The organism is Amycolatopsis nalaikhensis (genome assembly GCF_030264295.1).
GTDB classification, from domain to species: Bacteria; Actinomycetota; Actinomycetes; order Mycobacteriales; family Pseudonocardiaceae; genus Amycolatopsis; species Amycolatopsis nalaikhensis.
The window spans coordinates 2,092,272-2,117,430 of record NZ_CP127173.1 but is presented as its reverse complement, the minus strand read 5'-3'; the positions used below and the strand labels follow the sequence as shown (position 1 = coordinate 2,117,430).

Sequence of the window (25,159 nt, the reverse complement as noted above, 5' to 3'; positions counted from 1 at the left end):
TCCTCTCTCGTCTGTTCGAGTGACGAAGGAGTGGGGATTCGTGCGCTGGTTCCGGAACGCGTCCGTGGTGGCGGTGGCCGTCGCGGCGACGCTCGGCTTGGCCGCCTGTGGTGGTGGCAGCGACAGCGGTGACAAACCCGCCGCGCAGAGCAAAGGTGGGGCGCCGATCGTCGTCGCGTCCTTCAACTTCACCGACAGCCAGATCCTCGCCGAGATCTACGCCCAGGCGCTGGAGGCCAAGGGCTACCCGGTGACCCGGAAGCTGAACCTCGGCTCGCGGGAGCTGATCTACCCGTCGCTCAAGTCCGGTGAGCTGCAGTTCATCCCGGAGTACCAGGGCGCGGCGATCACCACCGGCTTCGGCAAGGAGGCGGGCAAGACCGCGCAGGAGGAGCACGAGCAGCTGGCGAAGCTGTTCGAGCCCAGCGGCGTCGCCCTGCTGAACTTCGCCGCGGCCGAGGACAAGAACACCTACATCATCAAGTCCGACCTGGCCAAGGAAAAGGGCATCGCGTCGATCAGCGACCTGAAGAAGCTCGACAAGGTCGTCATGGCGGGCCCGCCGGAGTGCGAGAAGCGGCTCCCGTGCTTCCTCGGCTTCAAGGACGTCTACAAGCTGACGAACGCGACCTTCCAGACCGTCCAGGAAGCCGGGCCGCGCGTCGAGCAGCTCAAGTCCGGTGCGGTCACGGTGATCCCGGTCGACTCGGTCAGCCCGCTGACCGGCGACCCGAACTACACCGTGCTCAAGGACGACCTGAACATCGTGCCGACCGAGAACGTCGTGCCCGCGGTGAACAAGAAGGTCCTCGACGAGCGCGGGGCCGACTTCGCCAACGCCGTCAACGCGGTGAGCGCGAAGCTGACCACCGACATCATGCGCGACCTGAACAAGCGCGTGGACTCCGACGGCGAGAAGGCCGCGGACGTCGCGAAGGACTGGCTGGCCCAGGCCGGGCTCTGAGCTACGCGGTCCCGCTGACGACCCAGGCCCGGGCCGTCAGCGGGATCGAGCCGTCCGGGTTGGTGGGGAGCCTGCTGCGCAGCAGCTCGCGGATCTGGTCGCGGCGGGGCTCCGGCACCGTCGCCAAGTAGGCCGGGGCCGGGCCTTGCGCGCCGAGGAACGGCTGCCAGTAGTCGTCGAAGCCGGTGAACACCGTCGGGATCTTCACCTCGCCGACGGACACGCCGGAGAAGCCCGCCTCCGTCCACAAGCGACCCAGCGGCTCGGGGCGGCACAGCGTGAACCGGCGGCCCTCGTCCAGCTCGGCGACCTTGGCCGGGTCCAGCTCGGCGGCCGCGTCCCAGAAGCGGCGGATCAGCTCCATGCCTTCGGCGAGGTCCCAGACGTAGGCCGCGGCCAGGCCGCGCGTCACCCGCGCGATCTCCGAGGCGGCCTTCGCCGGGTCGGGCACGAAGTTCAGGACCAGGCCGGAAACCACGACGTCGAAGTCGTCGTCCGGGAAGGGCAGCTCACGCGCGTCGGCGAGGGAGAACGACGCCCGCGGGTCTGTGACGCTCTCGCGGGCCGTCTTCAGGAATCCCTCGGACGGGTCGACGCCGACGACCTCCGCCGGGTCGGCCGCCGCCAGCACCGCCGACGTCAGCGCGCCGGTGCCGCAGCCGACGTCGAGCCAGCGGCGGCTCGCCGGGACGTCCAGCTGCCGGACGAACGTCGCCGCGACCCGGCGGCTCCACCGCCCGATGTAGGCCTCGTACGCGTCGCCCGCTTGCCACATGCGTGGAGTACAGCACAAAAACCGCTGGTCAGCTGTTGGCGAGATCACCCGTCGCGGCGTCACCCGCCGACGTCGCGCGCCGCAGGAACCCGGCGATCAGCGCCAGCTCCTCCTCGCTGTAGTCCGCGCACAGCTCGTCCAGCTTCGCGTTCATGCCCTGGTAGAGCCGGAACAGCTCGGCGGTGCGGCCGGGGACCGCGCGGACCGCGACCGCGCGCCGGTCGGCCGCCTCGGGGTCGCGTTCGCGGACGATCCAGCCGCCCTTCTGCAGCCGGTCGAGGATGCCGGTCATCGTCGCCGGGTGCAGGCCCGCGCGGCGGGCGAGCGCGCTCGGGCTCAGCGGACCGTGCCTGCCGATCAGCTCGAGGCAGTCGAGGTCGACGTCCTTGAGCGCCACGTGGGCGCTGACCTGGTGGTTCAGCAGTGAAAGCTGGTTGCGTAGTTCGCGCAGCGACGCCTTGAGCGCCACGGTCGCGCGCCGGCGGCGGGCGGCGTCCGAGGGGGAACTCACGGGCGTCAGCCTAACGCGGTGCATCGCCTCCCGGCCCGGAGTGGAATCGTGGACCACGATCGTCACCTCGGGAGAAGGAGTGAAATGGGAAAGGTCACGGCCACCGCGGAGCGCACCATCGACGCCCCGGCGGACAAGGTCCGCGCGCTCGTCGCCGACTACGCCGAAACGCGCCCGAAGCTGCTCACCGAGCACTACCGCGACTACGAGGTCACCGAAGGCGGGGTCGGCGCCGGGACCAAGGCGGGCTGGAAGCTGCAGGCGACGTCGAAGCGCGTCCGGGACGTGGCGGCGACCGTCACCGAACCCCGGCCGGGTGTCCTGGTCGAGACGGACGCGAACTCCAGCATGGTCACCACCTGGACGGTCGCCGAGGCCGGCGACAAGAGCCTCGTGCGGATCGAGACGTCGTGGGACGGGGCCGGTGGCATCGGCGGCTTCTTCGAGAAGACCTTCGCGCCCGGTGGGCTCAAGAAGATCTACGACGGGGTGCTCGGGAAGCTCGCCGAAATTGTGTGAGCGACGCGAAGCGTCTCCGTTGAGGGTGGTGGTGGGGAGGAAGGTTGGAGGTGTAGCGCGTCACAATCGGAATGTGCGCCCCGGTTAGCTGGTTGACCCGAGAGAAATCCGGGGCGCCTGCCCCGCTTCGAGAGAGTTGAGGAGTTCGACGGTGACCGCAGCGACCGAAATCAGGCTGGCCTCCCGCCCGGAAGGGGTGCCGACGCACGAGAACTTCGAGATCGTCGACACCGAGATCCCCGCCCCCGGTGAGGGCCAGATCCTGGTGCGCAACCTGATCATGAGCGTCGACCCGGCGATGCGCGGCCGCATGCGCGACGTCAAGTCGTACGCGCCGCCGTTCCAGGTCGGCGAGGTCATGTCCGGCGGCGCCGTCGGCGAGGTCGTCGAGTCCCATGTGGACGACGTCAAGCCCGGCGACCACGTGCTGCACCAGGCGGGCTGGCGCACCCACGCCGTGCTCGACGCCAAGCGGTACGTCAAGGTCGACGCCTCCGCCGCGCCGCTGTCGACGTACCTCGGCGTCCTCGGCATGCCCGGCCTCACCGCGTACGCGGGCCTGCTGGAGTCGGCCGAGTTCAAGCCGGGCGACACGGTGTTCGTCTCCGGCGCGGCCGGCGCCGTCGGCTCGCTCGTCGGGCAGCTCGCGAAGCTGAAGGGCGCCAAGCGCGTCATCGGCTCGGCGGGCTCGGCGGAGAAGGTCCGCCACCTGATCGACGACCTCGGCTTCGACGCGGCCTTCAACTACAAGGACGGCCCGGTCGCCGAGCAGCTGCACCAGGCGGCCCCGGAAGGCATCGACGTCTACTTCGACAACGTCGGCGGCGAACACCTCGAAGCCGCGATCGACGCGATCAACCTGCACGGCCGGATCGCCGTCTGCGGCATGATCTCGCAGTACAACGCGACCGAGCCGACGCCGGCGCCGCGCAACCTCGCGCAGATCATCGCCAAGCGGATCACCATCCGCGGCCTGCTGGTGCTCGACCACTGGGGCCTGCAGCAGCAGTTCGTCACCGAGGTCGCGCCGCTGGTGAACTCGGGCGAGATCAAGTACACCGAGACGTTCGTCGACGGCATCCGCAACGCGCCGGACGCCTTCATCGGCCTGCTCTCCGGGGCCAACACCGGCAAGATGCTGGTCCGGATCGCGGACTAGAGCAGCTCGGCCAGCTCCGGCAGGGCCGAGATCGTGTAGGTCGGCTCGGGCGAACCGGGCAGCGGGCGGACGCCGGGCCGGGCGAACAACGCCGTCCGCAGCCCGGCCGCCTGCGCGCCCGCGATGTCCCAGTCGTGGGCCGCGATCATCACCGCGTCGCCGGGCTCGACGCCGTAGGCCTCCAGGACCTGGCGGTACGGCTCGGGTGCGGGCTTGAGCCGGCCCACCTGCTCGGCCGAGAAGATCCGGTCGAAGAGCTTGGCCAGCCCCGAGTTCGTCAGCTGCGCCTCGGCCGTCGCCAGCGGCGAGTTCGTCAGCGCGACGACGTCGTGGCCCGCTTCGCGCAGCTTGGTCAGGCCCTCCTCGACGTCCGGGTGGGCCGGGAGCGAACGCAAGCCTTCGCCGACCTTCGCGAGGTCGATCTCGCGGCCGTGCCGCGCGGCGATCTCGGTGGCGGCCTGGCCGGCGATGCCCGCGAAGTCGCGGTAGCCGCCGGACGCGGTGACCGTCAGGGCCGTGTGGATGACCAGGCCGAACCATTCGCGCCGGAAGCTCGGGACCGCCGATCGTGGCGTCCAGCCCGGCGACGTCGAGCAGGGTCTCGTTGACGTCGAACACGCACAGCATGCGGATCTCCGGAGGTTCGAAGGTTATCGTACCTCGTCGAAGGTACGACAGTTGCCGTACCATGTCCAGCATGCCCGGTGAACTGCCGATCCCGGAGATGGCCGACGTCGACCTCGGCACCGTCCTGTCCGCCCTCGCCGATCCGCACCGCCGCGCCGTGGTGCTGGAGCTCGTGGGCGGCGACGGTGCCGAGCGCGCCTGCTCCTCCTTCCCGCTGCCGATCGCGAAGTCGACGAGGACGCACCACTGGCGCGTGCTGCGCGAAGCCGGGCTGGTCCGGCAGCGCGACGCGGGCAACGGCACGTTCGTGCGGCTCCGGCGCGACGAGTTCGACGCCCGCTTCCCGGGCCTGCTCGACGTCGTCGCCGGGATCAGTACTGGGTGTGCAACGCCCGCTCGTTGAGGTTCGCGTCCAGCTCCGCCGCCGACATCGGCAGCGCCATCTGGTCGCGCAGGATCGTGCCCATCGTCGGCAGGCTCGCCCGCTCCGGCCAGGTCGCCGGGTCCCACAGCGAAGACCGCAGGAACGCCTTCGCGCAATGCATGTACAGCTCGCGGACCTCGACGACCACGGCGAGCTGCGGCCGCTTGCCGCGCACGACGAGCCGGTCGAAGTAGGGCGCGTCCGACACCAGGTGGGCGCGGCCGTTCACGCGGAGCGTCTCGTTCATGCCCGGCACCAGGAACAGCAACCCCGCGTGCGGGTTGTCGACGATGTTGCGGAAGCTGTCGATCAGCTTGTTGCCCGGCCGGTCCGCCAGCACCAGCGTCCGGTCGTCGAGGACCAGCACCGAACCCGCCGGGTCGCCCCGCGGCGAGACGTCGCAGCTGCCGTCCGGTGCCGACGTCGCCAGCAGCACGAACGGTGAGTGCGCGATCAGCGTGCGCGCGTGCTCGTCGATGTGGTCGATGATCTTCTTCTGCGTCCGCTCGGCCGCTTCGCCGACCAGTTCACGCAGGGCTTCGTGCGAGTCGATGATCCCCATGGGGCCAAGCTAGCGCGCGGCACCGACAGTTCGGCCGCGAATGGCGACCCGGGCGGCCTCGGCCGACTTCGCCACGACCAGGTCCACCGAATAGCCGTGCTTCACGAAGACGCCGTCGAGCTGGAACGTGCCGTAGCCGTGCGCCTGGGTGAACAGCTGCTCCATCAGCTCCAGCCCGGTCGCCGGGTCCGGCGCGACGACCAGGCAGCGCAACAGGAACTCGTCGGTCAGCCGCCGGGTCTGTTCGTGCAGCTCGGTGTGCTCCGGGCCGTGGAGGCCGTCGGCGTAGAGGACGTTCATCCCGGCCCGCCGCTCGATCACGTACCGCGTGTAGGCGCCCGCGGCCGCGGCCAGCGCGTCGACCGGGTCTTCGTGCGCGCCCGCCGCCTCGGTGACGCGGTCGGCGAGCTGGCAGGCGATGTGGCAGGCGACCTCGGCCAGCAGGCTCTCCCGCGTCGCGAAGTGCCGGTACGGCGCGCCGGGGCTGACGTTCGCCCGCTTCGCCACCTTCGCGACGGAGAAGCCGCCGAGACCCTGCTCGGCGATCAGGTCCAACGAGACGCGCACGAGCTCGCCGCGGAGGTCGCCGTGGTGGTACTTGCCGCCCATGACCTGGATCACATCTCTCGTTCGAAATATGTAAGAGGGCTCTTACGTAGACGATGTAAGAGGCCTCTTACGAGGCAACGGTACTTGAAGTTGGAGGGTTCCATGAGCACCACCACGCACGCCATCGCCGTTCCGGCGCCGGGCGCGCCGCTGGCGCCGACCACGATCGAGCGCCGTGACCTGCGTCCGGACGACGTGCTGATCGACATCGCCTACGCCGGTATCTGCCACAGCGACATCCACCAGGCCAAGGAGGACTGGGGCCAGGCGATCTTCCCGATGGTCCCGGGCCACGAGATCGCCGGCGTCGTCGCCGCGGTCGGGTCCGACGTGACGAAGTACCGGGTCGGCGACCGCGTCGGCGTCGGCTGCATGGTCGACTCCTGCGGCGAGTGCGAGTACTGCCTGGCCGGCACCGAGCAGTTCTGCGTCAAGGGCAACGTCCAGACCTACAACGGCGTCGGCTTCGACGGCGAGAACACCTACGGCGGCTACAGCAACCAGATCGTCGTGAAGGACGCCTTCGTCTGCCGCATCCCCGAGGGCATCGACCTCGACGTCGCCGCGCCGCTGCTGTGCGCGGGCATCACCACCTACTCGCCGCTGCACCACTGGGGTGCGGGCCCCGGCAAGAAGGTCGCCGTGATCGGCCTCGGCGGGCTCGGCCACATGGCCGTCAAGATCGCCGCCGCGATGGGCGCCGAGGTGACCGTGCTGAGCCAGAGCCTCAAGAAGCAGGAGGACGGGCTCAAGCTCGGCGCGTCGGAGTACTACGCGACCAGCGACGAGGCGACGTTCGACGTCCTGAAGGGCAAGTTCGACATCATCCTCAACACCGTGTCGGCCAAGCTGCCGGTGGACGCCTACCTCGGCCTGCTGCGCGTCGGCGGCGCGATGGTGAACGTCGGCGCGCCCGGCGAACCGCTGTCCTACAACGCCTTCTCGCTGCTGGGCGGCAACAAGGTGCTGGCCGGGTCGATGATCGGCGGCATCGCCGAGACCCAGGAGATGCTGGACTTCTGCGCGAAGCACGGCATCGGCGCCGAGATCGAGACGATCTCGGCCGACAAGGTCAACGAGGCGTACGAGCGCGTCGAGAACTCCGACGTCCGCTACCGCTTCGTCATCGACGCGTCCACCATCGGCGCGTGACCGCTCGTGAGTGTTTAGGGCGGTTCTAACCGCCCTAAACACTCACGACGGCGGTCAGAACACCACGGTGCGGTTGCCGTGCACCAGGACCCGGTTCTCCAGGTGCCAGCGGAGGCCGCGGGCGAGCGTCACCTTTTCGATGTCGCGGCCCTTGCGGACCATGTCCTCGACCGAGTCGCCGTGGTCGACCCGGATGACGTCCTGCTCGATGATCGGGCCCGCGTCGAGGTCCGCCGTCACGTAGTGGCAGGTCGCGCCGACCAGCTTCACCCCGCGCGTGTGCGCCTGGTGGTACGGCTTCGCGCCGATGAACGACGGCAGGAAGCTGTGGTGGATGTTGATCGCGCGGCCGGCCCACTCGCGGCACAGGTCGGCGGGCAGGATCTGCATGAACCGGGCGAGCACCACCGCGTGCGGGTCGTGCTCGTCGACCAGCTTCCGGACGTGCTCGAACGCCTCGGCCTTGCCGTCGGCCGGGAACGGCACGTGGTGGAACGGGATGCCGTGGGCGCGGGTGATGTCGGCGAGGCTGTCGTGGTTGCCGATCACGGCGGCGATGTCGACGTCCAGCTCGCCGGACGCGACGCGGCCGAGCAGGTCGTACAGGCAGTGCCCCGCCTTCGAGACCAGGACCACCGCGCGACGCCGCTCACCGGTGTCGCTGACCTGCCAGCTCGAGTCGGCGGACAGGTCCGCGGCCACCTCACCAAAGCGGGCCCGCAGCTCGGCGGCGTCGAACGGCAGCGAGTCGGCGCGGACGACCTGGCGGGTGAAGAACCAGCCCGTGTCCGGGTCGGTGTGGTAGGCCGCCTCGACGATCCAGCCGCCGTGCTCGGCGAGGAACCCGGAGATCCGGGCGATGATGCCGGTGCGGTCGGGGCAGCCGAAGGTGATGACGTAGCGGCGTTCGGGAGCGGTCACGCCGAGCATTGTCCCCCGCGCTGGTCAGGGCGCCGCGAGCGGTGCGAGGAGAGCCGGGTCGCCCTTGACGGACGCAGCGTTCGGGCGGCCCCACAACGCGCGGTAGACGTCGTCGGGGTCGCCGCTCAGCTCGACGTCCGGCGTGCCCGGCTCGCCGACGCGCGCGTGCTCGCCGGGCGTCAGGTAGAGGGCCCAGGTGCGCCCGGCGGTCGTCAGGTGGACCGTGGTCGTCACGGGGTAGCGGGGTGAGCGGCGCGGGACGAGGAACGTCGCGTACTCGTCGATGCCGTCGAGGGTGAACTCGGGGGAGAGCCGCGTGTCCGGGACCGGGTCGAGCGCGGACTCCGCGTCGAGCCGGTGCACCGCGGCCTCGTGGGCCATCCGGCGCCGCCAGTCGCCGACCGTGATCTCGAAGCCGGGGAACGGCGACCGCGCGGGCGTTTCCGGCCGCTGACCCAGGGCTTCACGCGCGGCCAGGCGCTGGCCGTCCCACCAGCCGAGCAGGTCGTCCCAGTCCTCCGGCGGAGTCGGGTTCGGCTCCCGGTTCATCGCCGTGGCGACGGCGAAAGCGTGCACCCAGGCCAGGTGCCGCACCAGGTCATGAACAGTCCACTTCGGACAGTTCCGGACCGGCGCCGCCGGGCCCGCCGCCAGCGCCGCCCGCTTCAGCGCGTCGGTGTGGACGTCGACGGCCTCGAGGTGATCCATCCGCCGACCGTAGCGCGCGCAGCCTGAGCCGCCGTCCAGACTCGATCGCGCCGACCAGGCCCAGCCCGAGGCCGAAGGACAGCAGCAGGCCCTTGCCCGGCTCGTCCGCGAAGGTCGCCCCGCCGGCCAGGCCGATCAGCACGCTGTACACCGCCCAGATCGCCGCCCCGACGGCGTCGAGCGGCACGAACCGGCGCAGCGGGTAGCCGAGGCTGCCGTTCGCGAGCGCGCTCGCGACCCGCCCGCCCGGCAGGTACCGCGCGGCGATGATCAGCAGGCCGCCGTTGCGCCGCACCTGGTCGCGGGCCCACGCGTAGCGACGTCGCCCGTCCGGCCCGCGCTGCAGCCACGCGATCGCCCGCGGCCCGGCGGACCGGCCGACGGCGTACCCGAGGCAGTCACCCGCCCACGCCCCGCCGGCCGCGACGGCGGCGAGCAGCACGAGCGTCCCGGGATCGGGCCCGAGCAGCACGGCGACGGTGACGACGGTCGTCTCGCTGGGCATGAACGGCAGCAGCGCGTCCAGCCCGGAGACGGCGAAGACGAGCACCCACAGCCACGGCGAGCCGAGCGTGCCGCGCAGCAGCTCGGTGACCTGCGCCAGGAGTTCCACGGCTCAATGGTGATCACCCCAGGTCACTCCGAGGTGACCGAGCGGGGGTGCCCCGGTGAACAAGCGCCCCAATGTGGCCTTGGTTGCGTCTGACGCACCCAAGGCGGCCTTCGTTGCGTCTGACGCACCGAAGGCCACATTGGGGTTGTTTCATCCTGGTTGTGGCTGGTCGGGGCGCTGGGTGGTGGGTGGTTGTCTGTGGTGGCAAGGGAGTGGGGTCGGGACCCGGCGTGGCGGCCCTGGAGACGGGTGAAGCCCTCGGCAAGATCGAGATGTGAGTCAACAACCCGCCGAGGGCTTCGAGCCCATTTCCTACCAGGTTGTCCTTCCGCTCTCGCAGTCGACCCTGCAGATGCTGGCCGGGCTGATCCGCACCCATCGGCGTCGGCTGCGTTCGCGCTGGCGCAAAGCCGGTCCCGCCGACCAGGCACTCGTGGTGCTCGCCGTGCTGCGTGACGACCAGCGCTTGGCTCACCTCGGCGGCGGTATGGGCGTATCGGCGTCCACGGTGCGGCGATGGGTGCTGGAAGCGATCACCCTGCTCGCCGCCCGCGCCACCCGCCTGAACCGGGTCTTGCGTCGCCAGGCCGCCCGGGGTGCGGAGGTGGTGCTGGTGGACGGCACCCTGATCCGGACCCGCCGCCGCACCGGAAAAGCGAACCGGGCCAACTACAACGGCAAACACAAACACCACGGGCTGGTCGTGCTCGCCTTGACCGACGAAAACGGCCGGTTGCTGTGGGTGTCGGCGGCGTTGCCGGGCAAGACCGCCGACATCACCGCCGCTCGCCGGTTACGGATCCGGGAACGCCTGCACACCTATGGCTTGTCCCCGGCCGGGGACAAGGGCTTCCACGGCTGGCACAAAGACGTCCGCGACAGCTCAGCCTGCGACACCTGCGGCGGAGCATGTGAACACGTCGTGCTCACTCCCTACAAGGCCGAGACCCGGCGGCCGTTGAGCAAGGCCCAGAAGCAGGCGAACGCCGTGTTCGCGGCGATGCGGTGCGCGGTGGAGGGCGGCTTCGCCGCCCTCAAGGCCTGGCGGATCCTGGGCAAGCTCCGCCTCGACACCCGCCACGCCACCACATTGCTGCGGGCTCTGCTCGTGCTGACCCAGCACGAGCAGAGCATCCGCGACGCCGCCCGGCCAGACCCGGCCTGAGCATTACCACACACCACCAACCCGACCTGACCAGCACAAACCACGATGAAACAACCCCATTGGGGCGCTTCAGGCTGGGGCGACCGACTCCCACGGGACCGTCAGCTCGCCCAGGCGGATGCGGGACGGCGGGCCCAGTACCGGCCAGCCGCGCGCGATCAGCAGCCGGACCGTCTCCAGCCACCGCGACCTGACCCCGAACGCCTGGTGCGGCGCGGCCGTCGCCCAGCAGGAGTCGAGCAAGGAGAGCAGCTCGTGGACCCGCTCGCCCGGGACGTTCCGGTGGATCAACGCCTTCGGCAGCCGCTCGGCGACCGTCGAGGGACGGTCCAACCCCGCCAGGCGCATCGAGAGCGTCAGCGAGACCGGCCCGGACGCCGAGACCAGCACCCACGACGACAGCCGTCCGATCTCGTCGCACGTGCCCTCGACCAGCAGCCCGCCCGGGGTCATCGAAGCCAGCACCAGCGCCCACGCGCCCGCGACCTCGTCCTCCGCGTACTGCCGGAGCACGTTGAACGCCCGCACCAGCACCGGCCGCGCCCCGGCCAGCTCGAACCCGCCGCGGCGGAACTCCAGCAGCGGCGGCGACGCGGCCGACTGCGCCACGGCCACCCGCTCCGGATCCAGCTCGAGGCCCAGCACCCGGACGTCCGGCCGGACGCGGCGCACCCAGCGGGCCAGCTCGACCGTCGTCACCGGGGAAGCCCCGTACCCGAGGTCGACCACCAGCGGGTCGGGGGCCGACCGCAGCAGCCCGGACGTCACCGGCGCCGACGCGATCCAGCGGTCGACCCGGCGCAGGCGGTTCGGGTTGGTCGTGCCGCGGGTCGGCGCGCCGACCGGGGTCAGTTTGCTTCGGTGAGCCACTTCGCGGTGAATTCGGCCTCGCGCTCGAGCAGCTTGGTGACCTGCTCGGCGATCACGTTCTCCAGCTTCCCGCCGAACAGCGGGATCCGGACCGTCACCTCGCCGCTGGTCCGCAGCACGGTCTTGCCGCCCGCGTCGCCCAGCGCCGTCCGCGCGACGATCTCGCCGGGGACCCCGCCGACCGCGACCGTCGCGTCGCCCTGGTGGCCGGTGCCGTCCTTGCTCGGCCGCCACGTCTGCGTCCGCGACACCATCAGGTCGCCCTTGTGCAGCGTCCGCACCGCCTGCGGCAGCTTGTCCGCGCTGATGCCCTGCCGCAGCTCGAACCGGACGCCGTCGGCCGTGGGGGTGTACGAAACCAGCTCCGCGCCGTGCCCGCCGAGGCGCTCCAGGCGCGCCCGCAGCGCGTCCTCGCCGGACACCGCGGCGTAGACGGCGGCGACGTCGGCGGAGAACTCAGCGCGGTGCTCGATCCGGGATCCCATGGGCCGGACAGTACCGTCAGACGCGTGAACACCGCCCGAACTCCCGCTCTCCCGAAGCTCTCCGCGTACACCACGCTGCGCCTCGGCGGCCCGGCCCGCCGGTTCGTCAGCGCCGTGACCAGCGAAGACCTCATCGCGGCCGTCGGCGAGGCGGACGCGGCGGGCGAGCCGGTGCTGCTGCTCGGCGGCGGCTCCAACCTGGTCGTCGGCGACGCGGGGTTCGACGGCACGCTCGTCGAGGTCGCGACCACCGGCTGGCACCGCGACGGCGACGTCGTCGAGGTCCAGGCCGGCCAGAACTGGGACGCCTTCGTCGCCGCGCTCGTCGAGGCCGGGCTGGGCGGGCTCGAATGCCTCTCCGGCATCCCGGGCAGCGTCGGGGCGACGCCGATCCAGAACGTCGGCGCGTACGGCTGCGAAGTCGCGGAGTCCCTGGTCAGCGTCGACCTCTACGACCGCCGGACGCGCGAAGTGCGCACGCTCAAGGCCGATGAGCTCGGCTTCGCCTACCGCACCAGCGTCCTCAAGGGCACGGATACCGGCGTCGTCCTTTCGGTCCGCTTCGAGATCCGCGAAGACGGCCTCTCCGCGCCCATCCGCTACGCCGAGCTGGCGCGCACGCTCGGCGTCGAGATCGGGGTTCGGGTCCCGGCCGCCGACGCGCGCGAAGCGGTGCTGAAGCTGCGTCGCGGCAAGGGCATGGTGCTCGACCCCGACGACCACGACACGTGGAGCGCGGGCTCCTTCTTCACCAACCCGATCGTCCCGGCGGCCGAGGCCGACGCGGTCCTGGACCGGATCACCGAGGCCGTCGGCTCGCAGGTGCCGCAGTACCCGGCCGACGGCGGCGTCAAGCTGTCCGCGGCCTGGCTGATCGAGCGCGCGGGCTTCGCGAAGGGGTACCCCGGGCCGGGGAACCGCGTCTCCCTGTCGACCAAGCACACCCTCGCGCTGACCAACCGCGGCGACGCGACCACCGAAGACCTGCTGGCGCTGGCCCGCGAGGTCCGCGACGGCGTGCACGAGCGCTTCGGCGTCCGGCTGCACCCCGAGCCGCTGCTGATCAACTGCGTGATTTGAGCCGAACCGGGCAACCTGGACGTGTCCAGGACGTCTTTGTCGACAAAGGCTGCGGTACCTGATCGGATGGTCTTTACCTTTCGCCGGGTAACGTCGGCCGGGCCACCAGCGCTAAAGGCGTGTGCCCGCTGGTCGGCGGGGGAACTCGGGAGGTTTCGGTGATCGAACGGCGCATGGTCTTCAAGGCCGCACTCGCGGCCGGGGCCGCACTGGTCGCCGCGGCGTGTTCGAGCACGAACGACGGCACCGCGCTGCCCACCGGCGCGGCCGGCGCGGACGGCGAAGGCGCCCAGCCCGTGGCGAAGATCACGGCCGAGCCCGCGGCCGACGCCAAGGACGTCCCCGTGCTCAAGCCGGTCGTGATCAAGGTCGCCGACGGCAAGCTCACCGAGTGCAAGGTCACCGCCGAGGGCGGCAAGGACGTCAAGGGCGACACCGCGCCCGACGGCCTCACCTGGACCAGCTCCGAGCCGCTCGGCTACGGCAAGACCTACACCTACGCGGCCAAGGCCACCGGCACCGACGGCAAGCCGGTCGAGTTCACCGGCAAGTTCACCACCCTCAGCCCGGCCAAGCAGGTCCGCGCGACGCTCAACCCGGCCGACAACCAGGTCGTCGGCGTCGCGATGCCGATCAGCGTCAAGTTCGCGTCGCCGGTCAAGAACCGCGCGGCCGTCGAGAAGGCCCTGACGGTGAAGACGGACAAGGACATCGAAGGCGCGTGGGGCTGGCTGTCCGACAGCCAGGTCGACTACCGGCCGAAGGAGTACTGGCCGCAGAACATCACCGTCAACGTCGAGGCGAAGCTGTACGGCGTCGACCTCGGCGGCGGCGCGTACGGCAAGGCCGACGTCACCACGAAGTTCAAGATCGGCCGCAACCAGGTGGTCAAGGTCAACACCCCGGACCACCAGATGCGCGTCTACCGCAACGGTTCCCAGGTCAAGAGCTACCCGTGCGCGAACGGGCTGGACGCCGAGGTCGACCGCAACACGCCCAACGGCACCTACATGATCATGAGCAAGGAGCCGTCGGCGATCTTCGACAACGCCCGCTACGGCTACACCAACGTCAACAAGAAGTGGGCCTGCCGGTTCTCCAACCACGGCGAGTTCATCCACGAGAACCAGGACAACGCGGCCAACATCGGGAAGACCAACAACTCCCACGGCTGCGTCAACCTCCTCGAGGCCGACGCCAAGGACTTCTTCGACTCGGCGATGGTCGGCGACCCGGTCGAGATCACCGGCTCGAAGCTCGGCCCGCCGATGGCCTCCGACGTCAAGGACTGGAACTACAGCTGGGCGGCCTGGCAAGGGCTGGGAGCGAAGTAGACCGTGCGCACCGAAGTCGCCGGGCACGGCGGGGTGCGGCTCGGCCTGCGGGTCGAGGGCGCCGAAGACGGTAGGCCGATCGTGTTCGTGCACGGCTGGGCGCAGTCGGCGGCCTGCTGGGCGGCGCAGCTCGCCGACCCCGCCCTGACCGAGCGGTTCCGGCTGGTCGCGGTCGACCTGCGCGGCCACGGCACCTCCGACGTCCCGGAATCGGGCTACGACGACCCGCGCGTCTGGGCCGACGACCTCGCCGCCGTGCTCGACTTCGCCGGACCCGGCGCGATCGTCGTCGCCTGGTCCTACGGCGGCCTCGTCGTCACCGACCACCTCCGGGTGCACGGCACCGCACGGCTGGGCGGGCTGGTGCTCGTCGGCGCCATCACCGAGATCGGCCGCGACCGGCCCGGCGGCCGCGTCGGCCCGCTCATGCGCGAGCACATGCGGGCGATGCTTTCGGACGATCCGGACATCGCGGTCCCCGCGCTCACCGCGTTCAGCCGCGGCATGACCGCCGAACCGCTGCCCGGCGCCCGGACCCAGGCCCTGCTCGGAGCTTCTCTCAGCGTGCCGCCTTCGGTCCGGTCGGCGTTGTTCCGCCGGGACGTCGGCAGCGAAGATGTGCTGGCCGGGATCGACAAACCGGTCCTCGTCGCGCACGGAACGGCCGACCGCGTGATCGAGCCGTCGGCGGCCGAACACGCGCTCGGGAAGATTCCGGGTGCCATCGGGCGTTGGTTCGTTGACGGAGGGCATGCGCCCTTCGCCGAGTCCGCGGACGAGTTCGACGCGGTGCTGCGGCAGTTCGCCGAGGAAAGCTGACGTACGCGGGAGATGTGACCAGGTGACCAGCTCCACCCGGAGGTTCCGTGCTGCGCCGCGCCGGATCGCGGTGCTCTCCGTCCACACGTCCCCACTGGAGCAGCCGGGCACCGGCGACGCGGGCGGGATGAACGTCTACGTCTGCCAGACGGCGAAGGAGCTGGCCCGCCGCGGCGTCGAGGTCGAGGTGTTCACCCGCGCCACCGCGTCCGACCAGCCGCCGGTCGCCGAGCTGGCGCCCGGCGTGACCGTCCGGCACGTGCAGGCCGGGCCGTTCGAGCCGCTGGCCCGCGACGAGCTCCCCGGCCAGCTGTGCGCGTTCACCTCCGGCGTGCTGCGCACCGAGGCGTTCCACGAGCCCGGCCACTACGACCTCATCCACTCGCACTACTGGCTGTCGGGCCAGGTCGGCTGGCTCGCCCGCGACCGCTGGTCCGTGCCGCTCGTGCACACCGCGCACACCCTGGCGAAGGTGAAGAACGCCGCGCTCGCCGAGGGCGACAAGCCCGAGCCGCGCACCCGCGTGATCGGCGAGGAGCAGGTCGTTGCCGAAGCCGACAAATTGGTCGCCAACACCGCCGTCGAGGCTCGCCAGCTCATCGAGCTCTACGACGCCGAGCCGCACGCGGTGCACGCCGTGCCGCCGGGCGTCGACCTCGAACGCTTCACGCCGGGCTCGAAGACGATCGCGCGGGCCGGGCTCGGCCTGGCGGAAGACGACGTCGTGCTCGCCTTCGCCGGCCGCATCCAGCCGCTCAAGGCGCCGGACGTGCTGCTGCACGCGGCCGCGGCCCTGCTGCGCCGCCGTCCCGAGCTGGCTCCCCGGCTGGTCGTGCTGGTCGTCGGCGGGCCGTCGGGCACCGGGCTGGAGCAGCCGCAGGCCCTGCGCGAGCTGGCCGGGTCGCTCGGCATCGAGCCGCAGGTGCGGTTCCTGCCGCCGCAGCCGGGCGAGTCGCTCGCGAAGATCTTCCGCGCCGCCGACGTCGTCGCGGTGCCCAGCTACAACGAGTCGTTCGGCCTGGTCGCCCTGGAGGCCCAGGCCTGCGGGACGCCGGTGGTCGCGGCCGAGGTCGGCGGGCTGCCGGTGGCCGTGCCGCACGGCGTCTCCGGCCTGCTGGTGCCCGGCCACGGCGCCGAGGAGTGGGCCGACGCGCTTGCCGCCGTCGCCCTGCGCCCCGACCGGCGCGCCGAGCTCGGCGCCAACGCCGTCGTGCACGCCCAGCGGTTCTCCTGGCGCCGCACGACGGACGCGCTCCTGGACATCTATGCTCAGGCGACCGGCGCGTTCCGGCGCGCACTCGAACTGCGCGCGGAGGTGGCGGTGTGAGCCTGGACGAGCTGATCCAGTCTACTTTGGACTCGGCGGAGCTGAAGTACGACAAGCGCGGTCCGGGCAAGTACTTCGTCACCCTCCCGGGGACCAAGAAGCTGCAGACCAACGCGTGGCTCGTCGACGGCGACCACGCGTTCTCCGTGGAAGCCTTCGTCTGCCGCCGTCCCGACGAGTCCCATGAGGACGTTTACCGCTTCCTGTTGCAGCGCAACGCGAAGCTCTACGGCGTGCACTACACAGTGGACAGTCTCGGCGACATCTACCTGGTCGGCCGGTTCGGTAAGGAGACGATGTCCGCCGACGAGCTCGACAAGGTGCTCGGCCAGGTCCTCGAAGCCGCCGACGGCGACTTCAACACGCTCCTGGAGATCGGCTTCGCCACGTCGATCAAGCGCGAGTGGGACTGGCGCGTCTCCCGCGGTGAATCCTTGGCGAACCTCCAGGCGTTCAAGCACCTCGTCGCGCCCGAGAAGCCGCACCAACCGGGCTTGACCGAGTCGTGACGAAAGCCGTGCAACGGCACTGAACCGGACATCCGTCTCACCGCCAGTCGAAACTGGAGGGAGAAGCAGGATGCGGACTCGATGGAGAGCGGCGCTCGCGATCGCGGGGGTGGCGTTCGTGCTGGCCGGGTGCTCGGCGGCGGAGAACGGAGCGTCCACGGCGGACAGCGCGGGCCCGGCACGCGTGCCCGCCGCCCCGCAGCAGGGCACCGGCGGCACCGGCAAGACCGAGAAGGGCGCTTCGGTGACGCCCCCGCAGGCCGGGGCCACCGACCGGAAGCTCTCGCGCAGCGCGCGGCTGGAACTGACGGCCACCAAGGTCACCGACGTCGTCGCGCAGGCCCGCGGGATCGCGCAGGGCGCGGGCGGCTACACCGGCCAGGAGAGCACGGGCGAGGAGTACGCGACGCTGTCGCTGGCGGTGCCCGCCGACAAGCTCGACGGCGTGCTCGACCAGCTCTCGCACCTGGGCGCGAGCCTGGTGAAGCGGGAGCTGAACACCCAGGACGTCACCGAGCAGGTCGTCGACGTCGAAGCGCGGCTGCAGACGCAGCGGGCGTCGGTGGAGCGGATCCGCGCGTTGCTGGCGAAGGCGACTTCGGTTTCGGAGATCGCTTCGGTGGAGAGCGAGCTGACGAGCCGCGAGTCGGCGCTGGAGTCGCTGGAGCAGCAGCGGAACTCGCTGGCGGGCAGCGTCGCCATGGCGACCGTGGCGATGAGCATCCGGAACGTGGCCGCGCCGCCGCCCCCGGCCGAGGACCACAGCGGGTTCCTGGGCGGTCTGGCCGGCGGCTGGGACGCGTTCCTCGTCTTCGGCGGCGGGCTGCTGACGGTGCTCGGCGCGGTGCTGCCGTTCATGCTGGTCATCGGCCCGCTGGGCTGGCTGGCGTGGTGGCTCGTGCGGCGCCGCCGCGGCGTGAAGCCGGAGCCGACCGAGGTGTGAAGCGGGCTCGCCGGGTGTCGCGAATGACTCATTCGCGACCTCGGTGGTCCCGAATGAGTCATTCGCGACGCTTTGCCGGGGCGCGTGGAGGTGCGGGGGTGCGGCGGGCAGGCGGGACGGCTCGAGGGAGGGGGGAGTCGCGATCTCGAGCCGCCCCGCTGAAGTTCCCGCCGATCAGGACCCGGTGACGAGGGGGATGCCAACGGGGCCGGCGGGCCGCGGCTCGGCAGGGGGAGACGAGCCGCGGTCGAAGCCCGAAACCGGCCGGGGAGTGCGTGGAATCCGACCGCTCGGGATGTAGTCAACCTGTCAGATCTCGACCTGTAATCACAAGACTACTCACTAGTCCGTTCGAGTGAATTTGCCGCTGAGCGATAACGGTGCGCAGTCCGTCACCGGAAATTTGCGCGTTGTTGGCACCTGGACTTGTCGAAGGGTGAGGTGTTACCCGCAGGTAACACACTCTCGGTAGGTCGAGGTCACCGGCGGGCCCGCTGGTCCGCTCTGGCAGGCTGTCAGCCATGGCCGAGATTGGGACGTTGGTGCTGCTGCGGCACGGGCAGAGCACGTGGAACGCGGAAAACCTGTTCACCGGCTGGGTGGACGTGCCCCTGTCCGAACAGGGCGAGGGCGAAGCCCGCCAGGGCGGGCAGCTGCTGGCCGACGCCGGGCTGCTCCCGGACGTCGTGCACACCTCGCTGCTGCGCCGCGCGATCTCCACCGCGAACATCGCGCTGGACGCCGCCGACCGGCACTGGATCCCGGTCAAGCGCGACTGGCGCCTCAACGAGCGCCACTACGGCGCGCTGCAGGGCAAGAACAAGAAGCAGACCCTCGACGAGTTCGGCGAGGAGCAGTTCATGCTCTGGCGCCGCTCGTACGACACCCCGCCGCCGGAGATCGACCCCAAGGACGAGTGGAGCCAGGCCGGCGACGCCCGCTACGCGAACCTGGGTGACAAGGCGCCGCTGACCGAGTGCCTCAAGGACGTCGTCGAGCGGCTGCTGCCGTACTGGGAGTCCGAGATCGTGCCGGACCTGCGCGCGGGCAAGACCGTCCTGGTCGCCGCGCACGGCAACTCGCTGCGCGCGCTCGTCAAGCACCTCGACGGCATTTCCGACGCCGACATCGCGGGCCTCAACATCCCGACCGGCATCCCGCTGCGCTACGACCTCACGGCCGACCTCAAGCCGGTCAAGGCCGGTGGCGAGTACCTCGACCCCGAGGCCGCCAAGGAAGCCGCCGCCGCGGTCGCCAACCAGGGCCGCTGACCCGTCTGCCGCCGAAGGCCACCATCAGGCCCTGATGGTGGCCTTCAGCGCGTTCAGGAGGCGGTGACCGTGCGGACCGCCGTCGCCTTCCACGTGGGGCCGACGCGGGTGAGGTCCAGTTCCGTCGTGAACGGGCGGGTCGTGGTGCCCGTGGGGCCGGTCACCTGGAGGGTCGTGAAGAACAGCACCGTCGCCTTGCCGCCCGTGAGGGCCGTGACTCCGGCCATGGGGTTCGGGCCCAGGGCCACCTTCGTGCCGCTGCGGCGGATCGCGTCGACATACGTGGCCTTCTTCGCCCGGTAGTCGCTCAGCAGCGGATCCGCGGTGACGGCCTCCGCCCGCGCGTACGAGCCGTCCGGGTCGGCGCTGTCGGTCGTGAAGAGACCCGCGGCGACCGCCCCCGCGCCCGCCACCGCGGAGTCGCGCAGGCCCGCCGGGGTGCCGTCGTCCGGGTGCGGTGCCGGTGGCGGCTGCGCCGGGTTGACCGCGATGTCGGAGATCCGCCAGCGGCCGCCGTCCTCGAGCGCGGTGAACGCGGCCGTCGCCAAGCCCTTCGACGTCCCGCTGGCCTGGTCCAGCACCGCCAGCTCGCGGATCCGGCCACCGCTCAACTCCAGCGCCGCCGCGCGCACCACCCGCGTCGTCAGGTGCACCGGCTGCGGGCTCTTCCTGACCTGCTCGAACAACGCCGTGAGCTGGTCCTTCGCCGCTCCCGTCACGTGCGCAGCGACGGCCTGGTCGAACCCGGCCGGGTTCGCCGAGTCGTAGCTGAACACCGCCTCGGCCGCGGCCCCGACGGCGGCGAGCGCGGCCGCCGTCCCGGGCACGTTGACCAGCGCGAGGTTGCCCGTCAGCGGCTGAGCCGTGCCCGAGACCGCGGTGGAGCACGCCGACGTCGTCAGGACGAGCGCCAGCAGCGCTCGCCTCACAGCAGCCCGGCTTCGCGGGCCCGCGCCCCGGCCTGGAACCGGGACGACGCGCCGAGGACCTCCATCAGCTCCGCCACCCTCCGCCGGTAGGTCCGCAGACCGACGCCGAGGGCGCGCGCCGCCGCCTCGTCCTTGCAGCCCGACGCGAGCTGCTCGAGGATCTCCCGCGCGCCCAGCTCGGTGAACCGGGCCTTGTAGGACTCGAGGTCGGTGGCGCCGTGCCAGGCCGCCTCGAACAGCGACCGGATGCCCTGGACCAGCTCCGGGCTGCTGATCACGGTGTAGCCGCGGACGCCGCCGACGCGGTCGCCGGCCACGATCGCGATCCGGCGGTCGAGCAGGATCGTCTCGTTGACCTCCCGCTCGGTGATCCGGATCCGCGCGCCGTGCGTGGTCATGAACCGCAGGTGCTCGGCCAGCGCGGGGTCGAACAGCACCCCGGGCAGGTAGATCTTGCGCACGGTCATCCCGCGCACCGACTGCTCGCGCTCGGGCGCCGTCGGGTGCGCCACCGACCACGTGTGCAGGTCCCGTGCCGCGCACGAAATCTCCGTCGCCGCCTCGAACAGGTGCGCCGTCCGCTCGAACAGCTCGGCCTCGCCGCGCACCATGACGACATCCGTCACCTTCTCCACGCATTCCAGTCTGGCAGCAAACTGCCAAAACCGGTGGTCGCGAGCGCGCGCCGGAAGGCTGGAGGCATGACACGGAACCTCCCCGCCGCCGCGGCGGGCACCTGGAAGCTCGGCTCGTTCGAGGTCAACCGGCTCGGGTTCGGCGCCATGCGCCTGATGTCCACTTCGGACGGTGGCATCCGCGACCGCGAGACGTCGATCGCCGTGCTCCGCCGCGCCGTCGAGCTCGGCGTGAACCACATCGACACCGCCGCGTTCTACTTCGCCGGGCCGCGCCTGGCGAACGAGCTGATCAACCGCGCCCTGGCGCCCTACGACGACCTGGTGATCACCACCAAGATCGGGGCGGGCCGCGACTTCGAAGGCAACTTCTACTTCGCGCGCCCCGAACAGCTGCGCGCGCAGGTCGAGGAGAACCTGCGCCAGCTGGGCGTCGACCACCTCGACGTCGTCAACTACCGGATCGGCCAGAACCTCGACCGCGGCACCGGCTCGATCGCCGACGGCTTCGGCGCCCTCGCCGAGCTGCGCGAAGCCGGGCTGATCCGCGAGCTGGGCATCTCCAACATCGGCCCCGGGCACCTCACCGAGGCACTGGCCATCGCGCCGGTCGTCTGCGTCCAGAACCAGTACGGCCTCTCCGCGCGGCGCGAAGACGACGCGCTGGTCCGGCGGTGCGCCGAAGAGGGTGTCGCGTTCGTGCCCTTCTTCGCCGTCGCGAGCGGGACGGGCGAGGACGCGCGCGTCGCGGAGGTCGCCCGGCGCCACGACGCCACCCCGGCCCAGGTGCGGCTCGCGTGGACCCTCCACCAGGGCCCGAACGTGCTCGCCATCCCGGGCACCGGCGATCTTTCGCACCTCGAGCAGAACGTCGCCGCGGCGGCGCTGGAGCTGTCCGAGGACGATCTGGAAACCCTCGACGGGAACGGGTGAATTCACCCGGAATGTCTCGCCGGGGAATCGATCGGGTGAACGCCGCCTGAAGCCCCGGCGAACATGTCCTCCCCAGGTGTCGCGGTGCTCACGACAAGGCGGACAACGCTAGGCCGAAGGGCCACTTCTCCGCTTACGATCGGCCTGTGACCACGCCTGTTTCACTCGCACTGGCCATCGGCGCCCTGGTGGCCGGTGCGGTGGTCGGGTACCTCATCGCGCGGGCGCGGACCCGCCGCGAAGAGGCCCGGCCGCCGGGCCCGACCGTCGCCGAGCTCCTCGAACGGCTGGTCCGGTCGTCGCACAACGGCGTCGTCGTGCTCAACAAGTTCGGCGACATGGTCCTCCACAACCCGCGTGCCTACGAGCTGGGCCTGGTCAAGGTCAACCAGGCCGACGCGCGCGCCCGCAAGGCCGCCGAGCAGGTCGTCGAGACCGACGAACCGGTGGAGATCGACCTCTCGCCGCTCGAAGCGCGCGGGCGTCAGCCGGAGGCGGTGCTCGGCCAGGTCCGGCCGCTCGGCGACGGCTTCACCGTCGTCGAGGCCGTCGACCACTCCGAAGCCATCCGGCTGGAAGCCGTGCGCCGCGACTTCGTCGCCAACGTCAGCCACGAGCTCAAGACCCCGGTCGGCGCGATCGCGCTGCTCACCGAGGCCGTGCTCGACGCCGCCGAGGACGTCGACGAGGTCCGCCGCTTCGGCGGCAAGATCCTGCGCGAGTCGACGCGCCTCGGCCGGCTCGTCACCGAGCTGATCGCCCTTTCCCGGCTGCAGGGCGCCGAACGGCTGCCCGACCTCAACGTCGTCGAGGTGGACGCGGTCGTCCGCGAGGCGCTCGGCCGCACGACCCTCTCGGCCGAGTCGGCCGACATCCGGATCACCACCGACAACCCCAGCGGGCTGCTCATCGAAGGCGACCGCACGCTGCTGGTCACCGCGCTGTCGAACCTGCTGGAGAACGCGGTCAACTACTCGCCGGCGGGCAGCCCGGTGTCGATCTCCCGGCGGCTGGCCGACGGGATGGTCGAGATCGCCGTCACCGACCGCGGCATCGGCATCGCCGAGGACGAGCAGCAGCGCGTGTTCGAGCGCTTCTACCGCGCCGACAAGGCCCGCTCGCGCGCCACCGGCGGCACCGGACTCGGCCTGGCGATCGTCAAGCACGTCGCGGCCAACCACGGCGGCTCGGTCGGGCTGTGGAGCCGTCCCGGCACCGGCTCGACGTTCACCCTGCGCATCCCCGCGCACGTCCGCCCCGACCCGGCCGGCGAGCCGGCGAAGGCGGCCAAGACCTCGCCGGCACCACGGCAGGAGAAGACCCCCGAGCGCACCCCCAAGCTCGTGGTTACCGGGCAGGAAAGCCCAGATCATGGAGGAAACCTGTGACCAGGGTTCTCATCGTCGAGGACGAGGAGTCGTTCGCCGACCCCCTCGCCTTCCTGCTGCGCAAGGAAGGGTTCACCGCGGCCGTCGCCGGTACCGGCCAGGCCGCGCTGGAGGAGTTCGACCGCAACGGCGCCGACATCGTGCTGCTCGACCTGATGCTGCCCGGGATGAGCGGCACCGACGTCTGCAAGCAGCTGCGCCAGCGCTCGGCCGTGCCGGTGATCATGGTGACCGCGCGCGACAGCGAGATCGACAAGGTCGTCGGCCTGGAGCTGGGCGCGGACGACTACGTGACGAAGCCGTACTCGGCGCGTGAGCTGATCGCGCGGGTGCGGGCGGTGCTGCGCCGCGGCGGCGAGCCGGGCGCGGACGGCGAGCTGGCCCCGCTGGTGCTCTCGGCCGGGCCGGTCCGGATGGACGTCGAGCGGCACGTCGTCACGGTGGACGGCGCCGAGGTGTCGCTGCCGCTCAAGGAGTTCGATTTGCTCGAGTACCTGCTCCGCAACGTCGGCCGGGTGCTGACGCGCGGGCAGCTCATCGACCGGGTGTGGGGCGCGGACTACGTCGGCGACACGAAGACCCTCGACGTCCACGTGAAGCGGCTTCGGTCGAAGATCGAGCCGGACCCGGGCTCACCCCGCCACCTGGTGACGGTCCGCGGCCTGGGCTACAAGTTCGAGACGTAAGCCCCGTTCAACCGTCACTTTCGTAGGGAAAGTGACACGGAGAACGCGCCTCCGGATCACTTTCCCTACGAAAGTGACGCCCGTGGCCGAGCCGAGTGTTGTTGGTTACATGTTCGAGACCTGCCGCTGAGCCCGGTACCCTGGACCCCCGTGCGCCTAGGGGTACTCGACGTCGGTTCCAACACCGTCCACCTGCTCGTGGTCGACGCCCACCGTGGCGCCCACCCGACGCCGATGCATTCCGAAAAGTCCGTGCTGCGCCTGGCCGAGCAGATCACCCCCGGCGGCGAGCTGAGCAAAGCGGGCGCCGACGAGCTGGTCACCGCCGTCGAGTCCGCGAAGGACGCCGCCGCCCGCCTCGGCTGCGAAGAGCTGATGGCCTTCGCCACATCCGCGGTCCGCGAAGCGAAGAACTCCGCCAAGGTGCTCGCCCGCGTCGCCGACAAAACCGGCGTCGACCTGCAGGTCCTCTCCGGCGTCGACGAAGCCCGGCTGACCTTCCTGGCCGTCCGCCGCTGGTACGGCTGGTCCGCGGGCCAGCTGCTCGTCCTCGACATCGGCGGCGGCTCGCTCGAGATCGCCATGGGCCGCGACGAAGAGCCTGTGCTGGCCGAATCGCTGCCGCTGGGCGCCGGCCGCACCACCCGCACCCGCTTCAGGCACGACCCGCCGACGCGCTCGGAGCTCGTCGCGACGTCGGCGTGGCTCGACGACCAGCTCACCGAGCTCGCGCGGAAGGTCACCAAATGGGGTGAACCCGATCGTGTCGTCGCCACGTCGAAGACGTTCCGGTCGCTCGCCCGGCTGACCGGCGCCGCCCCCTCGGCCGCGGGCCCGCGCGTGCGACGTACGCTCACCGACACCGCATTGCGCCAGCTCCTGGCCTTCATCTCGCGGATGCCGTCGGCCGATCTCGCGCAGCTCGAAGGCGTCAGCTCGAGCCGGTCGCACCAGCTGGTGGCGGGCGCGCTCGTCGCGCAGGCCACCATGCGGGCGCTCGGTTTGCCGGAACTCGAGATCTGCCCGTGGGCTCTGCGAGAGGGTGTCATCCTGCGGCGGCTGGACCATTCCAACGGCGCGGATGAGACTGGAGCCGCCCTCGTGGCGCGCTTCGGCGCACAGGAGGACCGGTGAAAGCACGCGGCTGGACTTCGCCCGCGGAACACGGGCACGGTGGAGAGGTGACGGACATGCAGAGGTCGGTGCACAGCGCGCGCTGCGCCGCCGGGATGCCGTCGGGC

General features: G+C 71.2%; 28 protein-coding genes and 1 pseudogene. 17 read left to right on the top strand and 12 right to left on the bottom strand.

All coding sequences use genetic code 11. The features are described 5' to 3' along the window. Nucleotides 1-40: 40 nt before the first annotated feature. Nucleotides 41-964, top strand: coding sequence for an ABC transporter substrate-binding protein (locus QP939_RS10250; RefSeq protein WP_285456421.1), 924 nt, complete (start codon nt 41-43; stop codon nt 962-964). A gap of 1 nt (nt 965) precedes the next feature. Here QP939_RS10250 and QP939_RS10245 read toward each other — a convergent pair whose 3' ends face one another. Together QP939_RS10245 and QP939_RS10240 are read right to left on the bottom strand one after the other, a co-directional pair. After that, nucleotides 966-1,739: a class I SAM-dependent methyltransferase gene (locus tag QP939_RS10245; protein WP_285456420.1), complete on the bottom strand. Its 774-nt coding sequence runs from the start codon at nt 1,737-1,739 to the stop codon at nt 966-968. Between the two features lie 28 nt (nt 1,740-1,767). Then, nucleotides 1,768-2,250, bottom strand: coding sequence for a MarR family transcriptional regulator (locus QP939_RS10240; RefSeq protein WP_285456419.1), 483 nt, complete (start codon nt 2,248-2,250; stop codon nt 1,768-1,770). 84 nt (nt 2,251-2,334) lie between these two features. On the opposite strand from QP939_RS10240, the gene QP939_RS10235 reads away from it, so the two are divergent. Beyond that, entirely contained in the window at nt 2,335-2,769 is a 435-nt protein-coding gene (locus QP939_RS10235; protein ID WP_285456418.1) for an SRPBCC family protein, read from the top strand. A 151-nt stretch (nt 2,770-2,920) separates the two neighbouring features. Further along, complete coding sequence (locus QP939_RS10230; protein ID WP_285456417.1) at nt 2,921-3,928, top strand: NADP-dependent oxidoreductase; 1,008 nt, start codon at nt 2,921-2,923, stop codon at nt 3,926-3,928. Here QP939_RS10230 and QP939_RS10225 read toward each other — a convergent pair. After that, nucleotides 3,925-4,555: pseudogene (locus QP939_RS10225) on the bottom strand (haloacid dehalogenase type II). The gene QP939_RS10230 and the pseudogene QP939_RS10225 overlap by 4 nt on opposite strands. 70 nt (nt 4,556-4,625) lie before the next feature. Between QP939_RS10225 and QP939_RS10220 the strand changes: the two are divergent. Beyond that, nucleotides 4,626-4,958, top strand: a complete 333-nt coding sequence (locus QP939_RS10220; protein ID WP_285456416.1) for an ArsR/SmtB family transcription factor — start codon at nt 4,626-4,628, stop codon at nt 4,956-4,958. On the opposite strand, the gene QP939_RS10215 is transcribed toward QP939_RS10220, so the two are convergent. Both QP939_RS10215 and QP939_RS10210 read right to left on the bottom strand, forming a co-directional pair. Then, the gene (locus QP939_RS10215) at nt 4,927-5,541 is read right to left on the bottom strand and encodes a pyridoxamine 5'-phosphate oxidase family protein (RefSeq protein ID WP_285456415.1); all 615 of its coding nucleotides are present in this window, start codon (nt 5,539-5,541) and stop codon (nt 4,927-4,929) included. The genes QP939_RS10220 and QP939_RS10215 overlap by 32 nt on opposite strands. Nucleotides 5,542-5,550: 9 nt before the next feature. After that, nucleotides 5,551-6,162: a TetR/AcrR family transcriptional regulator gene (locus tag QP939_RS10210; protein WP_285456414.1), complete on the bottom strand. Its 612-nt coding sequence runs from the start codon at nt 6,160-6,162 to the stop codon at nt 5,551-5,553. 90 nt (nt 6,163-6,252) lie between these two features. On the opposite strand from QP939_RS10210, the gene QP939_RS10205 reads away from it, so the two are divergent. Then, nucleotides 6,253-7,302, top strand: a complete 1,050-nt coding sequence (locus QP939_RS10205) for an NAD(P)-dependent alcohol dehydrogenase (protein WP_285456413.1) — start codon at nt 6,253-6,255, stop codon at nt 7,300-7,302. 54 nt (nt 7,303-7,356) lie between these two features. Here the strand turns inward: QP939_RS10205 and purU are convergent, their stop codons facing one another. Genes purU through QP939_RS10190 form a run of 3 tightly spaced genes read right to left on the bottom strand, consistent with a single transcriptional unit; the run spans nt 7,357 to nt 9,544 of the window. Beyond that, entirely contained in the window at nt 7,357-8,232 is an 876-nt protein-coding gene (purU, locus tag QP939_RS10200) for a formyltetrahydrofolate deformylase (RefSeq protein WP_285456412.1), read from the bottom strand. A gap of 15 nt (nt 8,233-8,247) precedes the next feature. Then, nucleotides 8,248-8,931, bottom strand: a complete 684-nt coding sequence (locus QP939_RS10195) for a maleylpyruvate isomerase family mycothiol-dependent enzyme (protein WP_285456411.1) — start codon at nt 8,929-8,931, stop codon at nt 8,248-8,250. Then, on the bottom strand, nt 8,822-9,544 hold the full coding sequence (locus QP939_RS10190) for a DedA family protein (protein ID WP_285456410.1): 723 nt from the start codon (nt 9,542-9,544) through the stop codon (nt 8,822-8,824). Before QP939_RS10190 ends, QP939_RS10195 begins: the two co-directional genes overlap by 110 nt. Before the next feature lie 274 nt (nt 9,545-9,818). Between QP939_RS10190 and QP939_RS10185 the strand changes: the two genes are divergently transcribed. Beyond that, complete coding sequence (locus QP939_RS10185) at nt 9,819-10,709, top strand: transposase family protein (RefSeq protein ID WP_285448834.1); 891 nt, start codon at nt 9,819-9,821, stop codon at nt 10,707-10,709. 69 nt (nt 10,710-10,778) lie between these two features. On the opposite strand, the gene QP939_RS10180 is transcribed toward QP939_RS10185, so the two are convergent. Both QP939_RS10180 and QP939_RS10175 read right to left on the bottom strand, forming a co-directional pair. Then, nucleotides 10,779-11,579: a class I SAM-dependent methyltransferase gene (locus tag QP939_RS10180; protein WP_285456409.1), complete on the bottom strand. Its 801-nt coding sequence runs from the start codon at nt 11,577-11,579 to the stop codon at nt 10,779-10,781. Further along, nucleotides 11,558-12,064: a DUF2505 domain-containing protein gene (locus tag QP939_RS10175; RefSeq protein WP_285456408.1), complete on the bottom strand. Its 507-nt coding sequence runs from the start codon at nt 12,062-12,064 to the stop codon at nt 11,558-11,560. Before QP939_RS10175 ends, QP939_RS10180 begins: the two co-directional genes overlap by 22 nt. A gap of 24 nt (nt 12,065-12,088) precedes the next feature. Here QP939_RS10175 and QP939_RS10170 point away from each other — a divergent pair, with 24 nt between their 5' ends. The 7 genes from QP939_RS10170 to QP939_RS10140 all read left to right on the top strand — a co-directional run bounded on the left by QP939_RS10170 (nt 12,089) and on the right by QP939_RS10140 (nt 19,347). Further along, nucleotides 12,089-13,144 carry a UDP-N-acetylmuramate dehydrogenase gene (locus QP939_RS10170; protein WP_285456407.1) on the top strand — a complete coding sequence of 352 codons (1,056 nt, stop codon included), beginning with the start codon at nt 12,089-12,091 and terminating at the stop codon, nt 13,142-13,144. 158 nt (nt 13,145-13,302) lie between these two features. After that, nucleotides 13,303-14,478 (top strand): L,D-transpeptidase, encoded by a 1,176-nt coding sequence (locus QP939_RS10165; protein ID WP_285456406.1) that lies wholly within the window; start codon nt 13,303-13,305, stop codon nt 14,476-14,478. Nucleotides 14,479-14,481: 3 nt separating this feature from the next. Then, nucleotides 14,482-15,297, top strand: coding sequence for an alpha/beta fold hydrolase (locus QP939_RS10160; protein WP_285456405.1), 816 nt, complete (start codon nt 14,482-14,484; stop codon nt 15,295-15,297). Between the two features lie 22 nt (nt 15,298-15,319). Continuing rightward, nucleotides 15,320-16,624: a D-inositol-3-phosphate glycosyltransferase gene (gene mshA / locus QP939_RS10155; protein ID WP_285456404.1), complete on the top strand. Its 1,305-nt coding sequence runs from the start codon at nt 15,320-15,322 to the stop codon at nt 16,622-16,624. Next, complete coding sequence (locus QP939_RS10150) at nt 16,621-17,133, top strand: type III secretion system chaperone family protein (RefSeq protein WP_285456403.1); 513 nt, start codon at nt 16,621-16,623, stop codon at nt 17,131-17,133. Before mshA ends, QP939_RS10150 begins: the two co-directional genes overlap by 4 nt. 70 nt (nt 17,134-17,203) lie before the next feature. Continuing rightward, nucleotides 17,204-18,076, top strand: coding sequence for a DUF4349 domain-containing protein (locus QP939_RS10145; protein ID WP_285456402.1), 873 nt, complete (start codon nt 17,204-17,206; stop codon nt 18,074-18,076). 521 nt (nt 18,077-18,597) lie between these two features. Beyond that, entirely contained in the window at nt 18,598-19,347 is a 750-nt protein-coding gene (locus QP939_RS10140; protein ID WP_285456401.1) for a phosphoglyceromutase, read from the top strand. Between the two features lie 53 nt (nt 19,348-19,400). Here QP939_RS10140 and QP939_RS10135 read toward each other — a convergent pair whose 3' ends face one another. Both QP939_RS10135 and QP939_RS10130 read right to left on the bottom strand, forming a co-directional pair. Beyond that, the gene (locus QP939_RS10135; protein WP_285456400.1) at nt 19,401-20,276 is read right to left on the bottom strand and encodes a hypothetical protein; all 876 of its coding nucleotides are present in this window, start codon (nt 20,274-20,276) and stop codon (nt 19,401-19,403) included. Then, entirely contained in the window at nt 20,273-20,911 is a 639-nt protein-coding gene (locus QP939_RS10130) for a helix-turn-helix domain-containing protein (protein ID WP_285456398.1), read from the bottom strand. The genes QP939_RS10135 and QP939_RS10130 overlap by 4 nt, the downstream gene beginning before the upstream one ends. A 66-nt stretch (nt 20,912-20,977) precedes the next feature. Here QP939_RS10130 and QP939_RS10125 point away from each other — a divergent pair, with 66 nt between their 5' ends. The 4 genes from QP939_RS10125 to QP939_RS10110 all read left to right on the top strand — a co-directional run bounded on the left by QP939_RS10125 (nt 20,978) and on the right by QP939_RS10110 (nt 25,052). After that, on the top strand, nt 20,978-21,844 hold the full coding sequence (locus QP939_RS10125) for an oxidoreductase (RefSeq protein WP_285456396.1): 867 nt from the start codon (nt 20,978-20,980) through the stop codon (nt 21,842-21,844). A gap of 146 nt (nt 21,845-21,990) precedes the next feature. Continuing rightward, entirely contained in the window at nt 21,991-23,232 is a 1,242-nt protein-coding gene (locus tag QP939_RS10120; RefSeq protein ID WP_285456393.1) for a sensor histidine kinase, read from the top strand. After that, nucleotides 23,229-23,918 carry a response regulator transcription factor gene (locus QP939_RS10115; RefSeq protein ID WP_285456391.1) on the top strand — a complete coding sequence of 230 codons (690 nt, stop codon included), beginning with the start codon at nt 23,229-23,231 and terminating at the stop codon, nt 23,916-23,918. The genes QP939_RS10120 and QP939_RS10115 overlap by 4 nt, the downstream gene beginning before the upstream one ends. A gap of 150 nt (nt 23,919-24,068) precedes the next feature. Continuing rightward, a complete protein-coding gene (locus QP939_RS10110) occupies nt 24,069-25,052 on the top strand; it encodes a Ppx/GppA family phosphatase (protein WP_285456390.1) in 984 nt (327 codons plus the stop codon). The last annotated feature ends 107 nt before the right edge of the window (nt 25,053-25,159 follow it).

Coding starts and splice junctions, on each gene's coding strand:
- purU (WP_285456412.1), bottom strand. CDS start 8,232: ATGCTCGGCGTGACCGCTCCCGAACGCCGCTACGTCATCACCTTCGGC.
- QP939_RS10140 (WP_285456401.1), top strand. CDS start 18,598: ATGGCCGAGATTGGGACGTTGGTGCTGCTGCGGCACGGGCAGAGCACG.
- QP939_RS10205 (WP_285456413.1), top strand. CDS start 6,253: ATGAGCACCACCACGCACGCCATCGCCGTTCCGGCGCCGGGCGCGCCG.
- QP939_RS10175 (WP_285456408.1), bottom strand. CDS start 12,064: ATGGGATCCCGGATCGAGCACCGCGCTGAGTTCTCCGCCGACGTCGCC.
- QP939_RS10235 (WP_285456418.1), top strand. CDS start 2,335: ATGGGAAAGGTCACGGCCACCGCGGAGCGCACCATCGACGCCCCGGCG.
- QP939_RS10145 (WP_285456402.1), top strand. CDS start 17,204: ATGCGGACTCGATGGAGAGCGGCGCTCGCGATCGCGGGGGTGGCGTTC.
- QP939_RS10245 (WP_285456420.1), bottom strand. CDS start 1,739: ATGTGGCAAGCGGGCGACGCGTACGAGGCCTACATCGGGCGGTGGAGC.
- QP939_RS10125 (WP_285456396.1), top strand. CDS start 20,978: ATGACACGGAACCTCCCCGCCGCCGCGGCGGGCACCTGGAAGCTCGGC.
- QP939_RS10195 (WP_285456411.1), bottom strand. CDS start 8,931: ATGGATCACCTCGAGGCCGTCGACGTCCACACCGACGCGCTGAAGCGG.
- QP939_RS10220 (WP_285456416.1), top strand. CDS start 4,626: ATGCCCGGTGAACTGCCGATCCCGGAGATGGCCGACGTCGACCTCGGC.
- QP939_RS10215 (WP_285456415.1), bottom strand. CDS start 5,541: ATGGGGATCATCGACTCGCACGAAGCCCTGCGTGAACTGGTCGGCGAA.